The 24,917-nt window shown below is 50.2% G+C and carries 18 protein-coding genes; 3 read left to right on the forward strand and 15 right to left on the reverse strand.

The window, feature by feature from the left end; all coding sequences use genetic code 11:
* Window positions 1–31: 31 nt before the first annotated feature.
* Window positions 32–4,084 carry a translocation/assembly module TamB domain-containing protein gene (locus UNDYM_RS06885; protein ID WP_162040382.1) on the forward strand — a complete coding sequence of 1,351 codons (4,053 nt, stop codon included), beginning with the start codon at window positions 32–34 and terminating at the stop codon, window positions 4,082–4,084.
* Between the two features lie 121 nt (window positions 4,085–4,205).
* On the opposite strand, the gene UNDYM_RS06890 is transcribed toward UNDYM_RS06885, so the two are convergent.
* The 8 genes from UNDYM_RS06890 to UNDYM_RS06925 all read right to left on the reverse strand — a co-directional run bounded on the left by UNDYM_RS06890 (window position 4,206) and on the right by UNDYM_RS06925 (window position 15,362).
* Entirely contained in the window at window positions 4,206–7,070 is a 2,865-nt protein-coding gene (locus tag UNDYM_RS06890; RefSeq protein ID WP_162040383.1) for a pitrilysin family protein, read from the reverse strand.
* Window positions 7,071–7,197: 127 nt separating this feature from the next.
* Window positions 7,198–7,989, reverse strand: coding sequence for a hypothetical protein (locus UNDYM_RS06895; RefSeq protein ID WP_162040384.1), 792 nt, complete (start codon window positions 7,987–7,989; stop codon window positions 7,198–7,200).
* Window positions 7,990–8,142: 153 nt separating this feature from the next.
* Complete coding sequence (locus UNDYM_RS06900; RefSeq protein WP_162040385.1) at window positions 8,143–8,652, reverse strand: DUF2867 domain-containing protein; 510 nt, start codon at window positions 8,650–8,652, stop codon at window positions 8,143–8,145.
* Window positions 8,649–9,038 carry a DUF6463 family protein gene (locus UNDYM_RS06905; protein WP_162040386.1) on the reverse strand — a complete coding sequence of 130 codons (390 nt, stop codon included), beginning with the start codon at window positions 9,036–9,038 and terminating at the stop codon, window positions 8,649–8,651. The genes UNDYM_RS06900 and UNDYM_RS06905 overlap by 4 nt, the downstream gene beginning before the upstream one ends.
* Window positions 9,022–10,374, reverse strand: a complete 1,353-nt coding sequence (locus UNDYM_RS06910; RefSeq protein WP_162040387.1) for an AarF/ABC1/UbiB kinase family protein — start codon at window positions 10,372–10,374, stop codon at window positions 9,022–9,024. Before UNDYM_RS06910 ends, UNDYM_RS06905 begins: the two co-directional genes overlap by 17 nt.
* Entirely contained in the window at window positions 10,371–11,102 is a 732-nt protein-coding gene (locus UNDYM_RS06915) for a TetR/AcrR family transcriptional regulator (protein ID WP_162040388.1), read from the reverse strand. The genes UNDYM_RS06910 and UNDYM_RS06915 overlap by 4 nt, the downstream gene beginning before the upstream one ends.
* A 334-nt stretch (window positions 11,103–11,436) precedes the next feature.
* On the reverse strand, window positions 11,437–13,695 hold the full coding sequence (locus tag UNDYM_RS06920; protein WP_162040389.1) for an ATP-dependent DNA helicase: 2,259 nt from the start codon (window positions 13,693–13,695) through the stop codon (window positions 11,437–11,439).
* Window positions 13,692–15,362, reverse strand: coding sequence for a VRR-NUC domain-containing protein (locus tag UNDYM_RS06925; RefSeq protein ID WP_162040390.1), 1,671 nt, complete (start codon window positions 15,360–15,362; stop codon window positions 13,692–13,694). The genes UNDYM_RS06920 and UNDYM_RS06925 overlap by 4 nt, the downstream gene beginning before the upstream one ends.
* Before the next feature lie 236 nt (window positions 15,363–15,598).
* Between UNDYM_RS06925 and UNDYM_RS31065 the strand changes: the two genes are divergently transcribed.
* Together UNDYM_RS31065 and UNDYM_RS06930 are read left to right on the forward strand one after the other, a co-directional pair.
* Window positions 15,599–15,730 (forward strand): hypothetical protein, encoded by a 132-nt coding sequence (locus UNDYM_RS31065; protein WP_255456537.1) that lies wholly within the window; start codon window positions 15,599–15,601, stop codon window positions 15,728–15,730.
* On the forward strand, window positions 15,712–15,963 hold the full coding sequence (locus UNDYM_RS06930) for a hypothetical protein (protein ID WP_232063773.1): 252 nt from the start codon (window positions 15,712–15,714) through the stop codon (window positions 15,961–15,963). The genes UNDYM_RS31065 and UNDYM_RS06930 overlap by 19 nt, the downstream gene beginning before the upstream one ends.
* Window positions 15,964–15,993: 30 nt before the next feature.
* Here the strand turns inward: UNDYM_RS06930 and UNDYM_RS06935 are convergent, their stop codons facing one another.
* From UNDYM_RS06935 to UNDYM_RS06960, 7 genes are all read right to left on the reverse strand, one after another.
* Complete coding sequence (locus UNDYM_RS06935) at window positions 15,994–16,884, reverse strand: GIY-YIG nuclease family protein (RefSeq protein WP_162040391.1); 891 nt, start codon at window positions 16,882–16,884, stop codon at window positions 15,994–15,996.
* A 68-nt stretch (window positions 16,885–16,952) separates the two neighbouring features.
* The gene (locus UNDYM_RS06940; RefSeq protein ID WP_162040392.1) at window positions 16,953–20,270 is read right to left on the reverse strand and encodes a type I restriction endonuclease subunit R; all 3,318 of its coding nucleotides are present in this window, start codon (window positions 20,268–20,270) and stop codon (window positions 16,953–16,955) included.
* 41 nt (window positions 20,271–20,311) lie between these two features.
* Entirely contained in the window at window positions 20,312–20,917 is a 606-nt protein-coding gene (locus UNDYM_RS06945; protein WP_162040393.1) for a restriction endonuclease subunit S, read from the reverse strand.
* Window positions 20,890–21,516: a restriction endonuclease subunit S gene (locus UNDYM_RS06950; protein ID WP_162040394.1), complete on the reverse strand. Its 627-nt coding sequence runs from the start codon at window positions 21,514–21,516 to the stop codon at window positions 20,890–20,892. Before UNDYM_RS06950 ends, UNDYM_RS06945 begins: the two co-directional genes overlap by 28 nt.
* The gene (locus tag UNDYM_RS06955) at window positions 21,513–22,532 is read right to left on the reverse strand and encodes a YhcG family protein (protein WP_162040395.1); all 1,020 of its coding nucleotides are present in this window, start codon (window positions 22,530–22,532) and stop codon (window positions 21,513–21,515) included. The genes UNDYM_RS06950 and UNDYM_RS06955 overlap by 4 nt, the downstream gene beginning before the upstream one ends.
* The gene (locus UNDYM_RS31315; RefSeq protein WP_370529445.1) at window positions 22,529–22,807 is read right to left on the reverse strand and encodes a hypothetical protein; all 279 of its coding nucleotides are present in this window, start codon (window positions 22,805–22,807) and stop codon (window positions 22,529–22,531) included. Before UNDYM_RS31315 ends, UNDYM_RS06955 begins: the two co-directional genes overlap by 4 nt.
* Window positions 22,797–24,863 (reverse strand): N-6 DNA methylase, encoded by a 2,067-nt coding sequence (locus tag UNDYM_RS06960; protein WP_370529446.1) that lies wholly within the window; start codon window positions 24,861–24,863, stop codon window positions 22,797–22,799. Before UNDYM_RS06960 ends, UNDYM_RS31315 begins: the two co-directional genes overlap by 11 nt.
* Between the last annotated feature and the right edge of the window lie 54 nt (window positions 24,864–24,917).

Genomic DNA, 24,917 nt, shown 5'->3' on the forward strand with positions numbered 1-24,917 from the left:
CATTCTCAAATTGTGTTTTCTAATCATTGTCGTGTCCGGCCTCGCCCTGACCTGGATGTACAAAACTGAGAGTGGCACCAGAACTGCACTGACCCTGATAGAAAATATTAGTCTTGGCAGCCTCAAATTCCGTGGTGTGCAAGGCACACTGGATGACGAACTCAAACTCGATGAATTCAGCTTGGTAGCCCAGGATTTGCATATCAATGGCAGCGCCATCTCCTTGCGCTGGCGGCCTGGCGCTTTATGGCGACGTCAACTGGATATCACCAGTCTGCAATTGAGCGCTTTGACTATCGCCAGCAGATCCAGCAAAAAAGCCGCCAGCGTACCCGTTGATATTGGGCTACCCTTTAACCTGAGTGCACCAAAGCTGGCACTGGGGCGCTTGCATATCGCTAATCTGACCGATGATGGCAAACAGCTGGAGACCCTGAAGCTCAGTGCATTGACAGGCAGTTTTTCTTATCAAGATAATTTATACAAAGCGCAAACTGCATTCAGCAGCCCCTGGGGTAATTTGAAAGGCGAAGCGGCACTGGGCAGCCACACCCCTTTCAAGCTGGATAGTCGCCTGAGCCTGCAAGGCCAGGTTCAGGAAAGCATACCGCCTGTTATTCTGCAGGGCGTGGTTTCTGGCAACCTGCATGATATGCAAATTGCGCTTGAAGCTGCATTGGATAGCGCGGCAGAAAAAAATATCCGCAATCAAAACCTGCAAGGACATGCCCGAGGGCGTATCAATTCATTTGCCGCGCCGTATGTACGCGAGCTTGACATTGTTATCCAACATTTCGACCCGTCTGCCTGGCAGGTCAGTGCACCTCATGCAGACTTGCGCATATTGACGAAGTTGAAACCGATAACAGATGAGAAAAATGTAGAAAAAAATACAGAAAAAAACGCGCAAAAAAATACTGTATTTGGTTTGACTGGCCCTATCAATATTCAGAATAGTCAGGTGGCCAGCATCAATAAACAAGGTTTGCCAGTGCAGTCGCTGAGTACCAAATTACTCTGGCAGGGCCAGCATCTGAGTCTGACAGACCTGGCAGTGCAATTGCCCGGCAAAGGCAAGTTGCAAGGTCAAGCTGATGTTAATTGGCAAGCGGCGCAATTGCAGGCTGACCTGAAACTGAATCTGGCTAATATCGACCTGAACCAGATCGACCAGCGCCTGCATGCCAGTAATATCAAGGGCCAGTTTTCTGCACAGACAGCAAAAGACAAAAGCATCAATCTGCAAGCACAGTTGCAAGATGCTCGCGCCAGCCTGAAAGCAGAAGCCAGTTACCATCCTGAGAAACTGCTGCTGGATTTGAACAAGTTTGACCTGCAGGCAGAAGATGCACACCTTCAGGGTACAGGTGATATCAGCTTTGCGGGCAAGCAGGCATTCAACGTCAAGGCAAGCCTCAAAGATTTTGACCCCGCACGCTGGGTGGCAACACCGGCAGGCCGCTTGCAGGCAGACTTCAGCGCGCGTGGCCAACTATCGCCGCGCCTTGATGTACAAGTCAATCTACAGCAATTGCAGGGTCAATATGCAGGCCAGCCTGTGCAGGCAGCGATGGATGCGCGCTGGCTGCAAGACCAGCAACTGCAAGTCAGGCAACTGGATGCGCACTTTGGTAAAAATACAGTGACAGCACAAGGCAACTGGGGCGGTGCCGACGACAGCTTGAAATTCAATATTGATGCCCAGGATTTGAGTCACCTGAATCCCTTGCTTAGCAACTGGCAACTGGCATTGGGCGGCAAGCTGAAGGCAGATGCGGTATTGCGGGGCCGCTTCAATGAGCCCGCAGGCAGTCTTGATGCCTTGGCAGAGCAAGTCATGATTAAACGTGGTAGCCAGCAATTTACCATTGCCCAGTTGAAGTCCAGCCTGAATCTGGCCAACGGTGCCAAAGGCCAGTTTGATGGCGAGCTGGTGGCTCAGCATCTCGGTGGTGATCTTCCGACCCTGAGCTCTGCCCCTGACAACCCCGATAAACTCGCGCAAGTCAGTCTCAAATTGCAGGGCAGGCGTGATGCCCACAAGCTGAGCCTGGAAACCATCTTCCCTAATAAACAGGCACTGAGCTTGGTCGCGAATGGCAGCATGCAGGCCAGTGCAAAAAATGACGCTGCCTGGTCATGGAATGGGCAATTGCAGGCCTTGAATTTGAATGGCAAACCTGAGCTGCGCCTGCAAAGTTCAGCACCATTACAGGTGTCGGCACAGTCTGTGCGCCTGGGTAGCCTGTCACTACAGAGCGCACTGGGCAAGCTGGAACTGGAAGAACTGGAATGGACACCTGCCGCACTCAAAACCAAAGGGCAAATCAGCGATGTACAAGTACTGGAAATTGCCAAACTGTTTTACCCGCAAAATGCAGTCACAGGTAATCTGCGCCTGAATGCACAATGGAAATTGCAATTGACCGAGCAAGCCCAGGGAGAAATCAAATTGCAACGCCAGAGCGGTGATTTGCGCTTCAATGATCCTGAGGGAACCGGTACTTCAGTCGCCCTGGGCATACGCGATGTGCAATTGCAGATGAAACTGGGTGGCCTGGTTGCCGGTAGCGATAGCGAAAATCTTAGTCTTGATCTGCTTGCCGATGGCAGCCGCCTGGGCCAATGGCAAGCGAAACTCAATTCCCGCTTGAGCAAACAAAACGATGCCTGGACCATACTGGCCAGTGCCCCTCTCAGTGGACAGGTCACGGCAGCAGTACCTGACTTGCAATGGCTGGGGCCCTTTGTCAATCCCGGCCTGGTACTCAAGGGTAAGCTGAACGCCGATGCGCGCCTGACTGGCACCATAGGCAAGCCAGGTTATCGTGCCAATCTGGCGGGGCGTGAGATGGAAATCGCTTTTGCTTCTGAAGGTTTGTTATTGCCAAACGGCAGCCTGGATGCGCAGATAGAAGACAAACATTTGAAACTGACGAATCTGCAATTCTCCAATACCGTCGCCAACATGCCGCGTCATGCGCAATTCAGGGATGAGAACTGGATAGGCCGCAAAGGTGAGTTCAAGGCCAGTGGTGATATCGACATGGGCAAAGAGACTGGCAGCATACAGGCACAATGGACACAATTTCCACTACTGCAGCGCAAGGACAGATGGCTGCTGGTATCTGGCCAGGCGAATATCGTTGAAGCCAATAATATCTGGAGTCTGACAGGTAAAGTGCTGGCTGATGGTGCCTACTTCAGGCTGCCCAAGTTGCCGCCGCCCAGCCTTTCCAGCGATGTCGTTGTCGTACGCAAGACTGACAAGGCGGTTACTAAAGCAGCAGAGGCAGACAGTAATAGAAAAGGTCTCAAGACCCGCATTGATGTCAGCTTCGACATGGGGCCACGCTTCGTGTTTGTTGGCCGTGGCCTCGATACCGGCCTGGAAGGTAGCCTGCGCCTGCGTTCCAGCGATGGTAGCCCCTTGCAGGCGAACGGGTCCATACGCACCGTCAAGGGCGCGTATGAAGGCTATGGCCAGCAACTGGCGATAGAGCGGGGCATCTTGAACTTCCAGGGGCCACCGGCCAACCCTGGCCTGAATATTCGTGCCTTGCGCAAGGGTTTGCCTGTTGAAGCAGGGGTAGAAGTGGTGGGTACAGTCAGCGCACCGCAAGTCAGGCTGGTGTCAGAACCAGAAGTGCCGGATGCTGAAAAACTCTCATGGCTGGTGCTGGGACGTGGCTCAGACCAACTTGCCAGTGGCGATGCCTCATTGCTGATGTCGGCAGCGACAGCGATATTTGGTGGTGATGGCAGCCGCAATGTGCCGCGCGACATTGTGCAAGGCCTGGGCTTTGATGAGTTTTCGATAGGTTCTTCATCGAATGGTTCAGGCAGCCGCTTGCCAGTGCAGACGATTGCCGGTTCAACTGGTACCTCCAATGCCACTACTGACCAGGTCGTCAGCGTAGGCAAACGTATCATGCCGGGCCTGGTGTTGTCAGTGGAGCGTGGCTTGTCAGACGCCAGTGGTGGCATCAAGCTGAGCTGGCAACTGACCCGGCGCATCAGCATCACAGGCCGTACTGGTGCTGAGTCTGCGGTGGATGTGAATTACACTTTCTCCTTCAATTAAAATCCTTTTAAAACCCTATTAAAACCATACTAAAACCCTGTAAAAAAGGGAAGGCAATCTGTCTGGATTGTCTTCCCTTTATCTTGTCTGCGCTCATGCTTGCCGCAGATATTGCACCGGATTATTTCTTCTGTTCAGGATAGAGCACAATCTGCGCATAGTTCTGGAAGTTGAAATAACGCTGCGCTGCTTCCTTGATCTGTGCAGGCGTGATGGCGCGTATGCGTTTGTCTACCGACAAGATGGCCTCTGCCTCGGTTTTATAATAGACCGCGCCTTGCAGATGGTTTAGCCAGCTTTCATTGCTGCGCAATTCTTCCTGGTGCGCTTTCAACCAGGATTGCTTGACCTTGTTCAGGTCTTCCTGTTGTGGGCCAGACTGCTGTATTTTCTTGATTTCGCCAAACAAGGCTGTGATCACTTTATCGACATTTTCCGGGCTGCATGGCAATTCAGCATCTATGCCATATCTGCTCTGAGGGATGCGTTCAAATGACCCGCTCATGCCGCCGCTATAAATCAAGCCTTGTTTTTCGCGCAGCACGTCAATGATCTTCAAATTCAGGATATCGACCATGGCATGGAAGCGCATATTTTCTTCCCGGGTATAAGTGGATGGCCCGGTGAAGCTTAATACCACCGTACTTTTTTCTTCATTCCCGGCCAGTACTTCTTTCTTGACTATGCCTTGTACCGGGTTGATATGCAGGTCCTGATATTCGGTCTTGATATCGGTGACTGGCAAACTTGCCAGGTAGATGGCAAGCAATGGCTTAATCTTGTCGATCTCAAAACTACCTACAAAAATAAAGTGCAAATCCTTGGCACTGCCATAACGGGACTGATAAATGTCGATACTGCGTTCGAGTGATATCTTGTCAAAATCTTCTACCCTGGCAGGATGGAATGCACGCGGATTATCTTTATAAATAGTCGTCGTAATCGCATCTGTAAACACAGTTTCAGGATGTGCCCAGCTATTCCTCGCCAGCTCCTTTTGTGAACTGATCAGTGACTGGAATAGTGCCTCGTCCTTGCGCGGGCTGGTCAGGCGCAGGTACAGCAATTGCAGCATGGTTTCTATGTCACTGGCGCTGGATGCTCCGCCTATGCTCTCGGAATAATTATCCATGCTGGTCCTGACATTGGCTGATTTGCCCGCCAGGGTTTCCTGCATATCCTTTTGACTGAAGTTGCCCATGCCCATGGCCCAGACTACAGGGTTGCTATAGAAAGCATTGTAATAGTCTGCATCAGAGAACAAGGACATACCGCCGGCACGGCGAGCACTCATCAAGACCTGGTCATTCTTGAAATCTGTTTTTTTCAGTGTGACTTTGACGCCATTCGATAAAGTCATTTCCACCAGACCCAGCAGCTTGTTTTCTTTTTCATTAACTATCTGGCCGGGCGTGGGTAGCGTAGTCATCAATTTGGCGCTGACTGTTTTCTCAGCTCTGGCTTCTGGCGTCTTTTGTTCTGCTTTGGCAGCCATGTCTTGCAGTTCGGCTACCCCGGGAGTGCTTTCTCCAGCCTTGTTCGAACCCACGTAAAACATGAGTTTGACACTGTCATCCGGCGTCGCCTTTTTGGCAAACTGGTTCATTTCTTCCAGTGAAATACCTTCGGCAAACTCCTTGAAATACAGGTACTCATTCTTGATACCAGGGATAGGCTCATTGGTCAGAAAGTTGCGTATGTACTCGGCAGCAAAACTCGCAGAATTGGATTTGCTGAACTCATTGAACATGCTCTCATATTCGCGTGCCTCTATTTTCTTGGCCCTGTCAAATTCTGCTGCCGTAAAACCAAACTGACGCACACTGTTTTTTTCCTGCATCAAGGCATCCAGCGCGGCTTGTGTTCCAGATGGTGACAATATCGCGGTTGCTACAAAAGAATCATAGCCTGCTACTACAGGTTCGCTACCGGCAGATGCGCCCAGGAAAGGTGGCCTGGCCTGTTCCGTCAACGCACCCAGGCGGCGGTTCAGCATGGATTTGTAGAAATTGCGGATGATATCCTGACGATAGTCCCCTATGACTTCATGCGTTGGCTGCTTCTCCAGTGGATAGCGCAGCATCAGCATGTTATTCGTCGCCTCCTTGTCGGTGATAACCATGGTTTTGGATGCGGTATTTTTGGGGATATTGATTTCTGGCCGTGCACGCGCAGGTACCGGGTTTTTCAAGCCTGAAAAATACTTGTATATCATTTTCTCGGCATCATCCGGCTGTACATCGCCAATAACAACCACGGCCATCAGGTCTGGCCTGTACCAATCCTTGTAAAAACGGCGCAGGGCATCATGCTTGAACTGTTTGATCGTGTCTTCCTTGCCTATGGGCAGGCGCTCTGCATATTTGGAGCCATTGAATACCTCTGGCAGCAACTGGCGCATCATGCGGTCACTGGCACCTTTGCCCAGCCGCGCTTCTTCCAGGATAATGCCACGTTCCTTGTCGATATCAACAGCCTTCATCTCCACACCCTGTGCCCAGTCAGCCAGTACCTGGAAACCAGTTTTCAAATAGGCCGGTTTGTCGGTAGGGATGGGCAGGATATACACCGTTTCATCAAAGCTGGTATAGGCATTCAGATCAGCACCGAATTTCACGCCTATGGATTGCAGGTAAGAAATCAGTTGATGTTTCTTGAAATGCTTAGAGCCATTGAAGGCCATGTGCTCAGTAAAATGCGCCAGACCCTGTTGATCATCGTCCTCCAGTACTGACCCGGCTTTTACCACCAGGCGCAGCTCCACTTTCTTTTGCGGATTATTATTCTTCTGGATATAGTAAGTCAGGCCATTTTCCAGTTTGCCCTTTTTCAGGTCGGGATTGATGGGCAGGGGATCGTTCAGGCTAATTTCTGCCAGTGCAGGCAGGCTCACAGGCAGGATAAACGCCAGCAACATCAGGCTGGCAACCAGCCTCCTGGCGGGGGTGAGTGATTTTATTACTGAGATAGCAAGGGTATTCGGCATAAACAGCGGTGCAGGCTAGATAAAAATGCCAGTGTACCCTGTTGGCGGAATACCGGTGGAGTGGGCTTTGTATCGATTTGCTACAGAACTGGGAGACGGAACAAAGGGCTTGTGGATGAAATGTCTTCTAGCTACCGCAGCCCCCACCACAACCACCACCGCAACTGCTACCACAGCTTGATCCGCCGCCATCGCAACCGCCCGAGTCGCCGCTGCTGCTGCCGCAACTGCTACCGCCGCCGCAGGATGATCCTGTATTCGCGGCTTGCGCCTGTTTTTTGATCATTTCTTCATAGGCCAGGGTAGTGATCAGGCCAGCGGCCAGCAACTGGGCTGCGCCGAAGCTTTCAGGGTAAGTCGATTTACCTTCACCCGTACCCCGTGCATTCATGTTCTGGAAACCGATGCGGCTGGTGGTGGCAAAGTAAGCATAACCATGTGGCATGTGCAGCTTGCTGTCGAGTGCAAACAGGCGGGGCAGGGCGGGTTTGCCAGGCCAGATACCATCTACCCTTTGTGCTGTCACCAGGCAGTTGGCCAGTGCCGCATCCATGTCGGAAGCCATGTTCTCTGCTTCTACATGCGGTATGGTGCTGCCAAAATGTTTGCAGCAGAAATTGTCAAGGCTGATCGATGACCAGCTGTTCCAGGCATGCCAGATTGAATCGGCGGCTTTTGAAGGCAGTGCACAAGCCTGCTTGCTGCGGCTGACGCAACTGAAAAACATCATCAACCCCTCTGCCGCGCGGGCAAAAAAAACGGCATCACTAGGGATGCCGGGGAATTCATACTTCGCTTTTGCCTGCCAATGCAGGAACACTGCATTCGGTATCTCGACCAGTTGACGCCTGTAATCTGAATATTGAACAATATTTTTGGCCCGCATCATCTGGTATTTTTGTTTTAATTTACTTAGCATCGTCTTTAATCTCCTTTTCTCTTTTGTTTTAGTGATTTCATCTTAGAAGAGATATATGACAAATAGATGACAAAAATGATGAGGGAAAACACGTATACAGTTTACCTGTTAAATCAAGCAAGATGGTATCTTGAGCCCTCGCTAATACCACCCTCAGGCTCTTGCCAATACCGCCGGGGCAATTACCTTGTGTGCCGGCCCCACGAACAACATATATGCTCGCCCCAGGTTATTGTGTACATGCACGACGGTGGTGACTGCAATGAAGGGTTGACCATCCCGGGTTTGCTTGCTGACCGATACCTTGACATCGAGATGTTTGTCAGAGTCACAGAGTATGACTTCGTCATCAGATTTATACACCAGAGAAAATATCCCGGCCCTGTCGCCTACCTGATAAGCCTCGGCTGGTTTGCTTTTGTTCAGCGACTTCATGCCACCCAGGTTTTTCAAGCCAAACAGGCCAACCACGCGATTACGTATGCCCATCAGTGCATTGACCCAGGCTGGTGTTTTTGCAAAGGTATCCATATAGATTTGCATTGCACTCAAATCTGCATGAGGGAAGGGTGTTTGGTAGCAGTCGTAAAAGTAAGCGCCGGGTACGTCTTCTGCGATCTTGCTGGATGCCGGGACTGCTGTTTCCGTGATCTTGTTTTTCATGCTGCCTGCCCCTGGTTTGCGTTTATGTTCATCAAGGCAATTGCGGCAGGCATGGCCAGCCAAAAGCCGGACGTGGGCATCAGTATGACAGCAAAGATGCTGCAGAGCAGGAGACCCAAACCCAGCGTGCGTGCTTCAGTAAAATCAGGTTTGCGTTCCAGACTGTTGATGGTCATGCCGAGAAGTAAAAATGGACCACCAAACAGCAAGAACCATGTCGCCGCCGAACGTAAAGGATCACGATTGACGGTATTGAATACTCCTCGCTCCAGCATGCCCACAAAAACTGGACCAAAGAGTAGAAAGGCAGCTATCGTGTGCAGAGCGGCAACGGCGATCAGATAATTACCTATCCAGATTTTCCGGCGCTTAGTTGGTATTGACATGACTTGCTCCTTGTTTAATCCAGGCTATTTCAGTGTTGACGACAGCACCCATCTTCTTGAGCATATTCATCAGCCCCAGGTAGGCGCGATCAAAATAAGGTACGTCTTCATGCCAGCCCGCCAGGATGCCTGACAGCAGCCTGCTATGTTCGGCATTGATGGTTTTGGGGTAGGGCGATTTATTGCTGAAGTCAAATTCACTGCTTTGAAATGCTTCCATCTTCCAGGCATGCAGGTCGGCAAGTGCGGTCACTACACTTTGATCAAATTCATCTTGCGTGACCGCCTCAGAAAACAGACCCAGATCTATATATGCCAGCCGCAGGATGCGATTGCGCTCAGCCACATCTGTCATCAGCAAGGCACGCCAGCTGCGCGCCATCGCATCACAAAAACTGAACGAGATTTTATTCGTGCAACCAAAATCCAGTACCGCCAAACGCCCATCCGACATGAATAAAAAATTGCCAGGATGCGGGTCTGCATGTATGCGACCCAGTTCGCAAACACTGAACCAGAACCAGTCAAACAGCAATTGCCCGTAGTGATTGCGCTGTACCTGGTCAGGCGCTGTCGCCAGCCATGCATCCAGGTGCAGGCCATCTAGTCTTTCCATCGTCAAGACCCGCTTGCTCGACATCTCATTGATGCATTTGGGGATGACTATGCCAGGCAAGTTCACATGCTCATGAAACCAGTTGAGCTGCATCGCCTCGTGTTCATAATCCAGTTCTTCCCCCATCTTGACTTCCAACTCGCTCATGAAGCGGTCTATCACCTCTTTACGCGGCAAGACGGTGGTGCCCATGGCCATGGTCTGGAAGATACCGCGTAACATGCGCAGATCACTGCCGATGGCAGCGGCAATGCCGGGGTATTGCACTTTCACCGCCAAATGCCTGCCATCAGCCAATCTGGCATGATGTACCTGTCCCAAACTTGCTGCAGCAAAGGCATGTGCATCAAATTGCGCATACAGGTGTTCTGGAGCCTCGCCAAATTCACGCTGGAACACTTTGTGGATTAGCGCACGGTTCAGCGGCGTCACCTGATGGCAACCTTTCGCTAGTTCGCGGCGTATGCCTTCCGGTAAAAAGTCAGCCTCCATACTCAGCAATTGCGACACCTTGAGGGCACTGCCTTTTAACTGGTTCAGTGCCTTGAACAGTATGCGCCCCAGCTCAGCTTCATGCCGCTCTTGTGCAGCTTGCTTGTCATCGTCACTGCGTAGCATTTGCCGCGCCTTGTGCCCCAGCTTGCTGGCACCGGCCTGTGCCAGCGCCAGGCCAGTGATGGCAGTTCTGCCCAGCTTGCTGGCGGGCGGTGCCTTGTTCATCGCGCATCCCCCAGGCCATTGCGGACGAGCTTGACCATCTCCAGCAAACCAGAACCATTTTGCATGATGCGTGACAACTGGTTGCGCAACATGAAGCTGGCCAGCTCAGATACTTTATTGACGATGCCGCTCTTCAAAGCCATCACCAGTATCGCCAGCGTCATGTCCACCAGTTGTGTGGTATTCGAGAATTCTTCTGAGTCATCCTTGAGCCAGTAAGCGATGACAGCAAACAGATAATCGCCAAAAAGGCCACCTATCAGGTTCTTGAAATCGCAAGGAGAAATATCGCCACGATGCTCCGCCTCTTCCAGCAGTCTGATAATTTCCTGCTTCAGGGTTTGCTGACCCGGCATATTGTCGCGCATCATCAGCAAGGGCGATTTGCCAAAGATATCGCGCGTGATCTCGACAAATTCACGGTCACCCAGCAAGAGTTCCAGCAAGGCATCCACCAGCCTTTGGAGTTTTTCCTGCAAGGTAAATTCTTCCCAGCCCGGTGTTTCTTGCACCACTTCCAGCGTGATTTCTATGCACAGCTCATAGTAAGCCAGCAGGATTTTTTCCTTGCTGGGGAAGTACTTGTAAATCGTCGCATCCCCTATACCCGCCTCACGGGCAATCTGCTTCATGGTGGCGGCGTCATAGCCTTTTTCCGTTATCAGATCAACGGCGGTGCGTATCAAGGTGCGCCGGGTTTGCTCTTGCTGGGACTTGGAAGTTTTCATAATCGAGACGAACTTCTATAAAAATGGTGATTCGGCCCCATTAATATATACTTTGTTTCGTTAAATAACAAGGTTTACTTGTTTAATGGAGGGTTTGTGTTGATTGCGAGGGCGGAAGGTGAGCGTGGTGTAGGTTGGGCTACGATTTATCAGCCCAACACTGGGCGCATAAGTGACGTATACGTTTGCTGAGGTTCTGTGTTGGGCTGATGAAGCGAAGCCCAACCTACGAAGCTGAGCGTTTAAATAACATAAACGTTTGCAGAGGCCGAGTGTTGGGCCGGGCCTCGCTAGACTGGTGAACCGTAGCCCAACCTACAAGGGCACGATACAGTTACCTCACCTCCCACCACCCCGGCAACAAAGCCCGCACATCGCCCCGCCCAAACCTGTCATCAATCAAATACACCACCCCCCGATCATCTGTCTGCCGTATGACCCGCCCCGCAGCCTGCACCACCTTTTGCAAACCAGGGTAAAGATAAGCATAGTCATACCCCGACCCAAATATCTTATCCATGCGCAGCCTGATTTGCTCATTGATGGGGTTTAGTTGTGGCAGACCCAACGTCGCGATAAACGCACCTATCAGTCGTGTACCAGGCAAATCTATGCCTTCACCAAATGAGCCGCCCAGTACAGCAAAAGCAATACCCTGACTATCTTCGGTAAACTGCGCCAGGAACCCTTCACGATCTGCCTCATTCATACGCCGGGTTTGCAAACGCACAGGGATATCAGGATGCGCATTGATGAAGCTGCCGCTGACCTGCTCAAGATAGTCAAAGCTGCTAAAGAAGGCCAGATAATTGCCTGGCTGCGTATGATACTGTCGTGCCATCAAGGCAACGATAGGCGCAACAGAACGCATGCGGTCGGCATAGCGGGTAGAGACGCTATCCACCACATGTACCTGCAATTGATCAGCAGAGAAGGGCGACTCTACATCCACCCATGCTGTGCCCTCGGGCAAGCCTAGCGTGTCACAATAATAGTTCCAGGGACTCAGAGTAGCCGAGAACAGCGCTGTCGTATGACTGGCCGCAAAGCGCGGTGTCAAAAAAGCCGCTGGCACGATATTGCGTATGCAGAGCGTCGATGTGCCATGTGCTTTGCTGGCATCGAATATCGAATGATCAGCAAAGCTTTCTGCCAGGCGGTTGAACAGCAAGGCATCCAGATAAAACTGCTGCAAGTCCGGCGCTAACTGGCTGGGATTGTCAGCAAAGTAAAGACCAATTTCTGTGCACAGACGCGTCAGAGCGGCCAACAGTTTCTCTGGTATCTCGGCATGCGGCTGGTAATCAGCCTCCTGCTCTTTTTCCAGTTGAAGCCAGGCGCGATACAAACTGTTCAAAGTTTTTTTGAGCGCTGGCGGTGGCGACTTGCGCAAGCGCTTCAGGCTATCGCGTTGCAGCTCTACACTATACATCTGGCGCGCCCGAGTCACCATATTGTGTGCCTCATCCACCAGTACGGCGACACGCCAGTTGTTCACTATCGTTAAACCATGCAGCAAAGCATACAGATCAAAATAATAGTTGTAGTCGCCAATGATGACATCGGCCCAGCGCGCCATTTCTATGCCCAGATAATAAGGGCAAACCTGATGTTCAAGAGCGATGCTGCGCAAGCCTTCTTTATCAAGCAATTGCTGTTCAACAGCGGCCGCACGTGCGGCAGGCAGGCGATCATAGAAACCTTTGGCGAGCGGACAGGCATCACCATGACAAGCGGCTTCAGGGTATTCACAAGCCTTGGTCTTGGCGACCAGTTCCAGCGTGCGCAAGCCTAGCTTTGGCGTGCTGTTCTGGATATTGCCCAGCGCATGCAAAGCCAGTTGCCGTCCTGATGTTTTTGCTGCCAGATAAAAAATCTTGTCCAGCTTGTGCTCTGCTGTCGCCTTCAACAGAGGGAACAAACTGCCTATGGTCTTGCCTATACCCGTCGGCGCTTGCGCCAGCAGGCAACAGCCGCGCTTGCTGGCCTTATACATCGCTTCAGCCAGTTGCCTTTGCCCTGGTCTGAATGTCACGTGTGGAAAAACCATATCCGCCAAAGCCAGATCACGTGCAGCACGGTGAGCTGCTTCCTGCTTTGCCCAGGCAATAAAGCGCCCGCCCAACAAAGCAAAAAAATCTGCCAATTCACCAGCAGCTAAGTCTTGCTGCAGCACAGTCTCTTTCTGGCTTTGTATATTGAAATACACCAACGCCACACTGATCTTTTGCAAGCCCAGCTTCTGGCATAACAAATGTCCATACACCTTTGCTTGCGCCCAGTGCAGGTTACGGTGGTTATCAGGCATGGCATGCAAGTCACCCAGGTAGGTCTTGATTTCTTCAACCTGGTGCAAGTCGGGGTCATAACCATCAGCTCGGCCACGCACATGCAAGCTGCCATGCTGGCCTTCCAGTTTTACTTCACGCTGGTAACTGCTGCCTCTGCGCAGGGCCACTGTTGCATGCCCGGCCATACCTTGCTCGGCAGTGGGTGAGGGGGTAAAGCGCAAATCCAGGTCACCTTGCTTGGCCGTGAACTCGCACAGGGCACGCACGGCCACCGTATAACTGGCGGTGCTCTCACTGCTCACTGTTCAGCCTCTTGCCATTCCAGGTAGCACACTGTCACCGGCATATCATGTGTCGCGCAAAAGTCCAGCCAGCGCTTCTGGTTATCCTGCAATTTATCGCCAGGCCCCTTGACCTCTATCATCTGGTAACGCCGTTCTTGCGGCCAGAACTGTATCAGGTCAGGGAAGCCATTGCGGTTGGCGCGGATGTCCAGCAAGATGCGCTCAAAACTATGTTTCAGATGTTGTGCAGGTATGCACTCCAGCGCCATCTCCAGCAAGTCTTCAGACAGCGTACTCCAAAACACAAAAGGTGACTGCAAGCCAGACTTGGCCGCATAAGTTTGCCGTATGGTCTGGCGATAAGCATCTGTATCGAGCTGCGCAAAACAGGTCGCAAAATCATCCGTCCGCCGCGCCTGAAAATCAACACTCAATAAATCCGCAGGCCCGCGCTGGAAAGGGTGAAAAAACGCCCCCGGTATTGCCTTGAAAATCACAGACCAGCACAACAAACCAAACAGAGAATTGATAAGCGCATTCTCCACATAAAACACCGGCGCATCATCTGTACGCAAATGATCACGTACCACATACTCAACCACATAATCTTCTTGTGGATAAGGCAGGCGCAAGGCCAGTTCTGTCGGTGGCTTGCTGGCTGCTTTGGCGGCTTTAGCCAGCCCCAGCTTGCGGGCAAGGCGCGGTGCAATGCGCAACATCTGCTGATGCTCTGCCTCACTCTCAGGCGCTTGCTGTGCCAGCATCAGCAAATCATAGGCGGCCTGCGTCTGTTCACTTTTCTCCAGCACACGTATGGCACGCAAGCGCGCGCCTGGGTAAGTGCAGCCCGCATACACCTGCTGCGCCAGCGCCCAGTCCTTTTGCTTTTCCAGGTACTCACCAATCTGGTACAACAAGCGGTTACGGCGGCTGGCAATCCATGCATTGTCCAATGCATGCAAATCAGTCGCAGCCAGTTGCGCCAGCACTTTAGGCACAGGCTGCTCCGCATGAAAAGCCTCACGACAGGCATGCAAGGCCAGATAAGCATCAATATCTGCCCGACAGCCAAAGCCGCGCGAAGCCGCAGAAAACTCCACCTTCTCATACTGGAAAATACCCAGGTCAGACAATACAAACTCAGACCAGTCCTGATACAGATTACCAAAAAACAGCAGCCGCAAACGATCACACAAATCCTTGTTCAGCACCTGGTAAGCCACATCATCCACAGCACTGACAGCGCCTGAGCACCAGGCAGAAAAAGCCTGGCTAGCCGTATGCCGTAGGCTAAACAAACCCAGTTGCTCAGCCTTGGGCAATTTCTTTTCAGCAGGTGTCATCGCCAGCACCAGCGCCAGCTCAGGCTTTTGCAGCAAATCAAACAGGCCCGCAATATCGAGCTCAGGATCAGCCTGCACCCAGCCCACATCCACTAGTGCCTGCATTGCAGCACAAGTCTCACCAATCTCGCCATACACCAGCTTGCTGGCCCTGAACACGCAACCCTTGCGCATCACCATACGCACAAACAAAGCCCGCGACGCCTGCGGCAGCTTGCCGAACTGCTCTATAAACGCTTGCTCATCATCAGCCAACAAATCCGCGTAGCGCCCACCCACCCAGTCCAGCACGGCCTGGAAGTTTTCAAGGTAGTAAAAAGGATTATCCAGATTGGCAAGCATGGGGGAGGGGAGTAGCGTTTAAATAACTGTATATGCATACAGTTTAACGCAATGTAGCGTGAAGGGTAAACGAGAACTGCGTCCAATTCCGTCTGTATTGAAGCTGCAACGGTTAAAATACCGCCACATACTCCTTCCCCTTCAAGGGAAAGGCAGGGATAGGGATGGGTTTCCGTCGAATACCCAGGCAGCAATCCTGCTCATGAATCCCGCCCAAGACCCCAAAGAAAACAAAAATGAACAAAGCCGAAGCCATCCAAATCGCCAACGATTCCCTGCAAGCCAACGTCCTCAACGAAGGCAACACCCAATTCTCCCAAGTCGTCCGCTACGGCAACGACGAAGGCTGGTGGCTCAATATCCCCTGACCAACTTCAGAAAAGAAAACCACTTCCTCATCTGCAGCGAAAAAGCCAAAATCATCCGCCACCTGATGATCAAAGCCAACAACATCTTAAGCCCCGCCACCAAGTTCCGCGTCAAGGACGGCATCGCCGACATCTTCATCTCATCCGCCAACCCCAAACGCCTGACCGATGTGCTGCAAGGCGGCAGCAAATACAGTTTTAATAAGCATTTGGTGGATGAGCATAGGTATTAACAATTTGCATGCAGATAAATGCGAGCAGGTTTATGCCCAAACCTCATCCAGATACGTTGCCGCTAACAGCTTGTCACGTAAGGCGTAGCGTGCTGACTGCATATTGATTTCACTAGTATCTGTACGAGGAACAGGCGTGAGCACTGTCGCCGCCTGCTTGAAATTGATCATGTACTTACCAGTATCGTTGTAAGGGACGATAGACTCAATTTCAGCAATATGCGTAATCGCTGCGACTGGAGCAACTTGGTAGGCGGCGATGTATTTTAGTTTTGGTATTTGTTTGGCGTTGATCCTCACAGCAAACCAGCGGTTTTTATTTAAGAATTGCTCTTTAAATCCATCTTCACGGGCTGGGATGACTATAGTGTCGAACGTGCCGCTTTCTGAGCCCACAGGCTGCACTTGTTCCGTCACATCTGTGATCTTAGGTGGAGTAAATGCGTTGATGCCCAGCATGGGCAAGATCAGCAGCATGTCCGCCAGAAAAGCTTGTGCAGTGGCTTTTGCGGCTGGCGACATGGTTGGTTCTGTGGGCGTATTTTTGTTAAGCAAAATGGCACTGTCATACCTTTTGGCCAGTGCAATGAGCGTAGACTCAAGGTATTGCACTTCAGTCTTGCCGATTTTATGATTTTGATCAAAAAAGTATACGCCCCAGACCCAGCCTTCTTTGTTAACGACGTGATTCTTAAGCCTGTCACCAACTGGATCTGCTTCGCCAATATAAATTGTTTCTTCGGCGGCGTTGCCTACCAAGATATAAATACCTGCCTGCGAAATACCAGGTTCTTGTTTCAAACTACCTACTAGCTCTTTGGTAAACACCACTCCATGGCCCGACCAATTGGACTTGTCCACGTGGCGAATCGCTTCCGGGTCACCAGTGGTGGCAAACAGGGTTATTGAGAACGGTTGCATCACATCTATCCTTATCTTAAATCTTGGTTGTCATAGCGACCTAGTCATTCGCTACTGCTTGCAAAATGTCACGGCGCTGGTCGCGTCAATAAATCAAAAATCACCTTCGCAAAACCGGCATTGCGTTTAGGGTCAGACAGTAACTGCATCATTTGAATTTGATGCACTTCGCTGCTGTCCAAAATTGCATCATCGACAGCCTTGGAAAAATCACCCAGCATGGCTTGTTCTGCGCTGTTGTTGGCGATTTGTTGCATGACGATGGAGTTTTCCCTGACCTTGTCGCTGATGGTATAGGCGTAATTCACCATGTCCTGGTCAGTCAAGTGGTCGGTGATGAACAACTCGTTAAGCCTGTGAATGATCTGTGACAAGAATTCAGTTTTCTTGTCTTTGGCCTTGGCTGTGCCTGCGCCTTCACCTGGCACCAGCTGGTATTCTTCCTGATCTTCTTTCAGCATCAAATGCTGTTGGCGGATTTTGGATACGCGATAGTGGCTCAGAGAGATGGTCGATAAATCGATATCGTCTTCGTCAATGATGGTTTCTCGCAGCATGGGGCGCAGGTTGCGGGCGTACAGACTGAGTTTTTCCAAATCCTTGTCATCGTAATCAACAATTTGCGACATGAACTCATAAAAGCGCACGAAAGTGCCCAGGTCTTTTTTGAAAATCTCCAGCGCATCCCTGGCTTTCTTGCAATCTTTAAGGCTGTTCTCCGCATTGGCAATTAGTACCGCATCATTAAACTTCTTTGTGCGTTCAAACATTTCCTTGGCTTGCTTGTAAGCCTCTACCGCATGTTTATAGCGTTTTTGCCAGCGCTCTACCGCTGGTTTGCAAATATTGGCAATGGCGGCGTTGCTCTTGCTTTGCACAAAGAAGGCTTTGCAGAACTGCTCAACTTCTGTCCAGGTAAAAATATCCGCAGTGCGCAATTTATCAAACAGATCAAAAATCAGGTTAGGGTTGGATACATCTGCCAGTTCGGCAGTCTGAAAGTAAGGCTGAAAGGAGGAAAGAATATCTTCCGGGGCATTAAAAAAATCCAGCACAAAAGTGCCCGTTTCTTTTTTGCCTGGGTAAGTACGGTTCAGGCGCGACAGAGTTTGCACACATTCCACACCACCCAGTTTTTTATCCACATACATGGCGCACAGCTTGGGCTGGTCAAAACCTGTTTGAAACTTGTTGGCGACGATCATGAGTTGATAATCATCCGTGTCGAAAGCCTTGCGCATGTCGCGGCCTTTTAAAGCCGGGTTCATATTCGATTCTGTAAATTTTTGATCTAGCAAGGCTTCGACATTTGGGTCTTTGTCGTTAAATTCTACCTCGCCAGAAAATGCCACCATGGCCCGTATCTGTTGATAGTCAGGCTCACTTTCACTTTTCTTGGCAATATAAGCGTCAAAAGACTTTTTATAGCGCACTGCTTCTTTGCGTGAGCTCGTCACCACCATGGCCTTGGCCTGTCCACCCAATAAGCCCATCACATGCGTTTTAAAATGCTCGACAATGATCATGACCTTTTGGCTGATATTGTGGTCATGCAGGCGCACCCACTGGTTGAGCCTGACCGTGGCTTTCTTGCTTTCCACCTGTTGATCAGCATCGTTGATACGCATGGCCAGGTTATAAGCCACCTTGTAATTGGTATAGTTCTGCAATACATCCAGAATGAAGCCTTCTTCTATCGCCTGGCGCATGCTGTACACATGGAAGGCAGCAGGCTTATTGGTTTTTGAAGCCTGTTCTTCAGGGCGGGGGCGGCGGCCAAATAATTCCAGCGTCTTGGTTTTGGGCGTCGCAGTAAATGCCAGATAGCTCAGGTTTTTGGAAGCACGGCGTGAGGCAACCGCAGCATCAATGATATCGTCAGAGGTGATTTCATCTTCATCACTGGTGCTGCCATCCACCATCAAGACTTCTTTCAACTTGCGCGCTGTTGAGCCAGTTTGCGAAGAATGCGCCTCATCAGCAATGACTACATAATTACGCTCTTTTAGGCTCACACTGTTTTCTATCGCCTGCAAAACAAAAGGGAAGGTTTGTATCGTCACGATAATAATCGGCTGTGAGCTTTCTAAAGCCTTGGCCAATTTTTCTGATTTTGAGCCATCACCTTCCTGATTGTTGATGCGTCCAACCACGCCGTCGGTATGTTCAAACTGGGCGATGGTGTCTTGTAGTTGCGCATCCAGCACAGTACGGTCTGTCACCACAATGACAGAGTGAAATTGCTTATTGCCCCGTTCATCATATAAAGACGATAACTGGTGCGCCACCCAGGCAATGGAATTTGATTTCCCTGAACCCGCGCTGTGCTGTATCAGGTATTTATGTCCTGGCCCTTCAGTACGTGCTGCTGACAGTAACTTATTCACTACATCCCACTGGTGATAACGCGGGAAAATCAGGCTTTCTTTTTTATACTTGCGGCCTTCCCAGTCTTCTTTTTCTTCTATCTGCAAATGCACATAGCGGCCCAAAATCTTCAGCAGATTGTCTGGCAATAAAACTTCATTCCACAAATAATCAGTGGCGTATTGCGTGACATCTTCAGGCACGTCATTACCAGAGCCACCATCATGTGTACCCTTGTTAAAGGGCAGGAAGAAAGTATCATCCCCTTCCAGCCGGGTAGTCATATAGACTTCGTACTGGCTCACCGCAAAATGCACTAACGCGCCGCGTTTGAAAGTCAGCAGAGGTTCCGGCTTTTTGGTAACAGGGTCAATAGGCAAGCGCGTAGTGCGGTACTGGCGCATGGCATTGTGTACAGCCTGTTTAAATTCAGACTTCAATTCCAAAGTCGCAACCGGGATGCCATTGACGAACAAGACCAGATCAATGCGCCAGGCTTTTGCTTTTGCACTGCTTGTCTCATCCGTACCCGTAGCGTCATCATTCCCGCGCAGGCGGGAATCTAGCGGCGTAGCATCCGCCTCCTTCACCCAGGGGCTGTAAACCAACTCCGGCACCACCCGCAAACGGTTCTGCTTATAACGTGCCAAGGTATCCGGGTTCAAGTCATGTTCCGGCGCAAACTGGCAAAGCGAAAAGCGCGTACCACGGTCTTTAAGTTCATGCCGCAAGACACCCAGGGTGCCAAAGGTACGCATCTCTTTATTCGCCGCATTCGGGTCGGCCTTGTTGAGCTGCTGCACCAGCCGTTCCAGGAATTTTTGTTCAGGCTGCACTGGATACAAGGCACAAAATTTTTGCCATTGCTCGTCTTGCGTGTCTTTGACAAAACCCAGCACGTCTTCAGGATACAAAGCCAGTTCGCGGTTGTAATGCTCCGCCTTGCCGAGCAGCCAGCCATTGGCCAGGAGCTGGCGTATCATGTCGTTTTGGAAGGTCAGTTCGTTGGCTTTGCTCATAAAGAGGTTCTCTGGTGTAGGCTTGGTTTAATCACACGCTATCAGGCTGATAAGGCTGTTTCGCTTGGCGCCTGCCAATCGCGTACATCGATCTTACCTGTGACGGCTGCGGAGATTAGGGCTGTGCGGCGTTCTTGAAGTATTGCGACCTGAGATTCAGATTTTTCTAGCAATACTTCAAACTGATTATTTGCTGTAGTAATGTGACTTACAATCTCTCTTTGCTCAGATTTTGATGGAATAACGAATCCAAGCTCTAATAGGTCTTCCTGAGTTACACTCGGTAAAGCAGTATTTGTAGAAAGTAAATCAAAAGGGAACAATGAAGCTTGAAAATGTATATATTCAGCTTCGCTATCTTGAGAAACCTCGCTATAGAACATGGTATCTACAGTCCAAAATTTTCCGTCAACAATAAGAGGTTTATTCACTGTTCCTTTGCGGCCAAATAAAACAGATTTTCCATCGAATAAATAACTGGAACTACGTTTAAAAATACCGCCTGAACCATAGACTGGATATCCGCCATTTTCGACTTCCACATCTTTATAGTCTTTACCATTTCTTATTTTTAAGACATTCTTTAATCTTCCTACTAACCAGTGTCTCGGCACCTCGCCTAGCCACTGCACGCCAGAATTACGCATGGGGCGTTGGGGTGGAGGCCTTTGGTGACGGCATGACTAATCACCGCCTGTCGTTTTTCTTTCAGCAGTTTGATCAACTCTTGCTGCTTCGCGATCAGGGTATCGATCTTGGCGGTTTCGTGGTCGAGGAAGTTTGCGATCTTTTTGCGCTCGTTAGCATCTTCTGGAATTGCAAACCGATAGTTTCCCAAATGCTCTTGAGTCATGCTGGGCAATGCGGTATTGGTGGAATAGCGTGAGAACTGAATGGTGAGCGCCAGGTAGTATAAAAATTTTGGATAAATGTCTTCGTTTATTTCCGTATAGTACATAGTATCCACAGTCCAGAAAGGTTCGTTGATGTACAGCGGCTTATCAATCGTTCCTTTTCTTCCGAGTAATACAGACTCTTTTGCGTAGGTGTATGAGGAAGCATACGTAAATTGTCCACCGGATCCAATGACTGGGTATCCTTCATCTACTTGAACGTCTTTATAGTCTTGGCCATTTTTTATTTTCGCCATGAACTTGAGTTGTTTCAATGCCCATTCACTTGGTATCGCCCCCAACCATTCAACTCCAGAATCTTTGTACTCAGCATAAGCCTTATAGCGACTCATACCCCTTCCTCCTGCGCCAGATTCAACAAATAAAACTCATGCAGTTTCGCTTGCAGCAGTTTTTTATCGGGCAGTTGCGTTTGGTATTCAGCAATCATGGCGGGTGAAAGGCTACGGCTCAACGCATATTCAACGACTTCATCATCTTTACTCGCGCACAGCAGCACGCCGATGGCTGGGTTTTCGTGTGGCTTTTTGTGGTCGCGGTCCAGGGCTTCCAGGTAGAAATTGAGTTTACCCAAGTGCTCTGGCTGGAATTTATCCACTTTGAGTTCTATCGCTACCAGCGCGTTTAAACTGCGATGGAAGAATAAGAGATCGAGTGCAAAGTCTTGTTTGCCGACTTGTACAGGATATTCGCTGCCGACAAAACAAAAATCACGCCCAAGTTCGAGCAAAAAATGCTTTAATTTGGCGAGCAGGCCTTGGTGCAAATCAGCCTCGCTGTGTTGCTCTGGCAGGCTTAAGAAATCAACGATGTAGCTGTCTTTGAAGACGTTGAGGGCTTCGGGGTGTAATTGTGTCAGCACTGCTGACACTTTTGGTGGTTGCAACACCGTACGCTCAAAAAGCGCGGCATTGAACTGTCGTTCAAGATCACGGCTAGACCATCCCTCTTGTATAGACATCCTTAAATAAAATTCACGCTCTTCACTCACTTTACTGCGACTGAGAATAGTCAGGTTATGTGTCCACGGCAATTGTCTCACCAGTGGTGCGACAATTTTATCATCTTGATAAGCTTCATAAAACTGGCGCATCCGGAACAGATTGCGACGTGTAAAGCCCTTTAAATTAGGCTGCGTGATGGCTAAATGTTTCGCCAGCGCATCGACCACACCATCCCCCCATTCTGCGGCCTTGATTTTATTGCTGATGTGGGCCCCTACTTGCCAATACAGTTCTATCAAAGTGGTGTTGACGGCTTGATAAGCGTGCTGGCGTGCGGCTGCGATCAGATGTACGACTTCGGTAAAATCGGGCTGCGCGATATTGCTCAGGTTTGATTTGCTCATGAATGCACCTCTTGCAGCAGCTTCATGATTTCTGCGCTGACGGCATCCAGATCCGCATCTATCTCAGCCAGGTCACGCGGGGGCTGGTATTGGTAGAAGTGGCGGTTGAAGGGTATCTCATAGCCGACGATGCCGATTTGTTGGTCTTTATCGTCTTTTTTGCTGGCATCGATCCAGGCGTCCGGTACGTGGGGTTGTACTTCTTTTTTGAAGTATACTTCGTTGATCTCGTTGACTGTTTTGGATGGATCGAGGGCGACGTTTTCAAAAATCACGCAGGTCGCCATCGGCTTTGTATTCTATGGTTTTGCCATCCACGTTAAACAGGCCATAGATAGCGTCGGCCTTGGTTTTGTGGATTTTTTTGATAACGGGCAGCGCGACTGGATTTTTCCAGCTCACTGCTGCTTCGATGACTTTTTTGTCTTTGGCGTCCAGGCTGATGTTGGCCAACTTGGCAGCTTTGACAATGGCATCATCGTATTCGTTCATGTCATCAAACTGTGCGGTGCCTATCTGCGCTTGCAGAGCCTGGGCTTTGAGCATGCTGGCTCTTGCGCTTAACCAGGTATCACGATTGAGCAGGTCCTTGATCTGCTTTTCTTTGAGATCAGCAAAATGTATTTTGATGTAGCGGCGTATAGTGTCTTCATGCTGGCCAAGTTCACCATAGTGTGAGCAATCTGTTGAATCGCTCCAGATAGCGCCTTGCAGAGTGGCGAACTCTGCGTATGCCCATTGCATGATGCTGTTCAAAGCACCTAATTCAAAACGCAGTGTGGCAATACGTTCATCAGAGAACTGGTAAGACTGCCTTAGCGGGCGCTCTATCGTAATGCGGCGATAGCCAAATTCATGGGTATTGAAAATCTTGGCGGCAAAGGTTTTGGCTACCTCAGTCTTAGTGTTTGCCGATTGTCTGCCGCGATTACTTTTTTGTTCGGCGGGTTTGTCGAGTTCACGCGCATCAACGGCTTCAAAATCACCGAAGCAGCGGATGATGGTGGCGATGTCGTCGGCACTCATCTCATTGCGCTTGCTGCCCAATGACTTGCGCATTTTGCTGTAGAGGTTGCTGCCGTTGATCAGTTGTACCAGGCCCTTTTTCTCTTCCGGTTTTTTGTTGGATAGTATCCATACATAAGTGGCGATGCCGGTGTTATAGAACATATCAGTCGGCAGGGCGACAATGGCTTCCAGCAAATCGGCTTCCAGAATATAACGTCGGATTTCAGATTCGCCAGAACCCGCACCGCCTGTGAACAGGGGGGAGCCATTGAGGATAATGCCTATACGGCCACCGCCATCCTTGGCATCACGCAATTTGCTGATGAGGTGCAACAGGAATAGCAAAGAGCCATCAGAGACTCTGGGCAAGCCTGCGCCAAAGCGGCCATCGTAGCCTTTTTCATTGTGCTCTTTGGTGATGTCTTCTTCTATCTTTTTCCAATCAACACCAAATGGGGGATTGGATAGCATGTAGTTAAAGCGCTCGCCATACAGTTGATCGTTGGATAGGGTATTACCGAGCTTGATGTTTTTGACTTCTTGCCCCTTGATTAGCATGTCTGCTTTGCAGATGGCATAGCTTTCAGGATTCAACTCCTGGCCATACGCGCGTATGACGGCGTTGGGATTTAATTCATGGACATATTCCATCCCTGCCGACAAGAAGCCGCCAGTTCCTGCTGTAGGGTCATAGATGGTGCGGATGATGCCTGGGGTGGTCAGTGCTTCATTGTCTTCTATAAACACTAGTGAGGTAGTCAGGCGCACGATATCACGTGGGGTGAAGTGTTCACCTGCAGTATCGTTTGAACTCTCAGCAAAGCGGCGTATCAGCTCTTCAAATACCAGACCCATATCATGGTTGGACACCGCGTTGATGCTCAGATCAATGGTGCGTACTTTTTGCACGACCTTATAGAGCAAATTGGCGTCGTTGAGCTGGCCTATGAATTCAGCAAAATTGAAGTATTCAAATATCTCACGCGCATCCTTGGAAAAGCTTTGGATATAACTTTCCAGATTGGCTTTGATGCCGCTTTCACCCAATTTGGATAAATCCATTTTGGATGTGTTGAAGAAACTCAGGCCACCAGTCGCACGCAACAGCAATTTTTCTTGCGCCTCTTCGGGCAAATTCATGCTTGCTATTTTTTGCTGTTCCGCCAGTACGGTTTCTTTACTGGCTTCCAGCACACATTCCAGGCGGCGCAGCAAGCAAAACGGCAAGATGATGCGGCCATACTGGCTTTGTCTAAAGTCACCACGGAGCAGGTCGGCAATTGCCCAGGATTCGGCGGCGAGATTATTGGATGTTTGTGTCATGGATGATTCTTTGTCATTCAAAGTCGGTGAGCTGAAGCAGTTGTAGCATTGCTT

It is taken from the genome of Undibacterium sp. YM2 (assembly GCF_009937975.1).
Classification (GTDB): Bacteria; Pseudomonadota; Gammaproteobacteria; order Burkholderiales; family Burkholderiaceae_D; genus Undibacterium.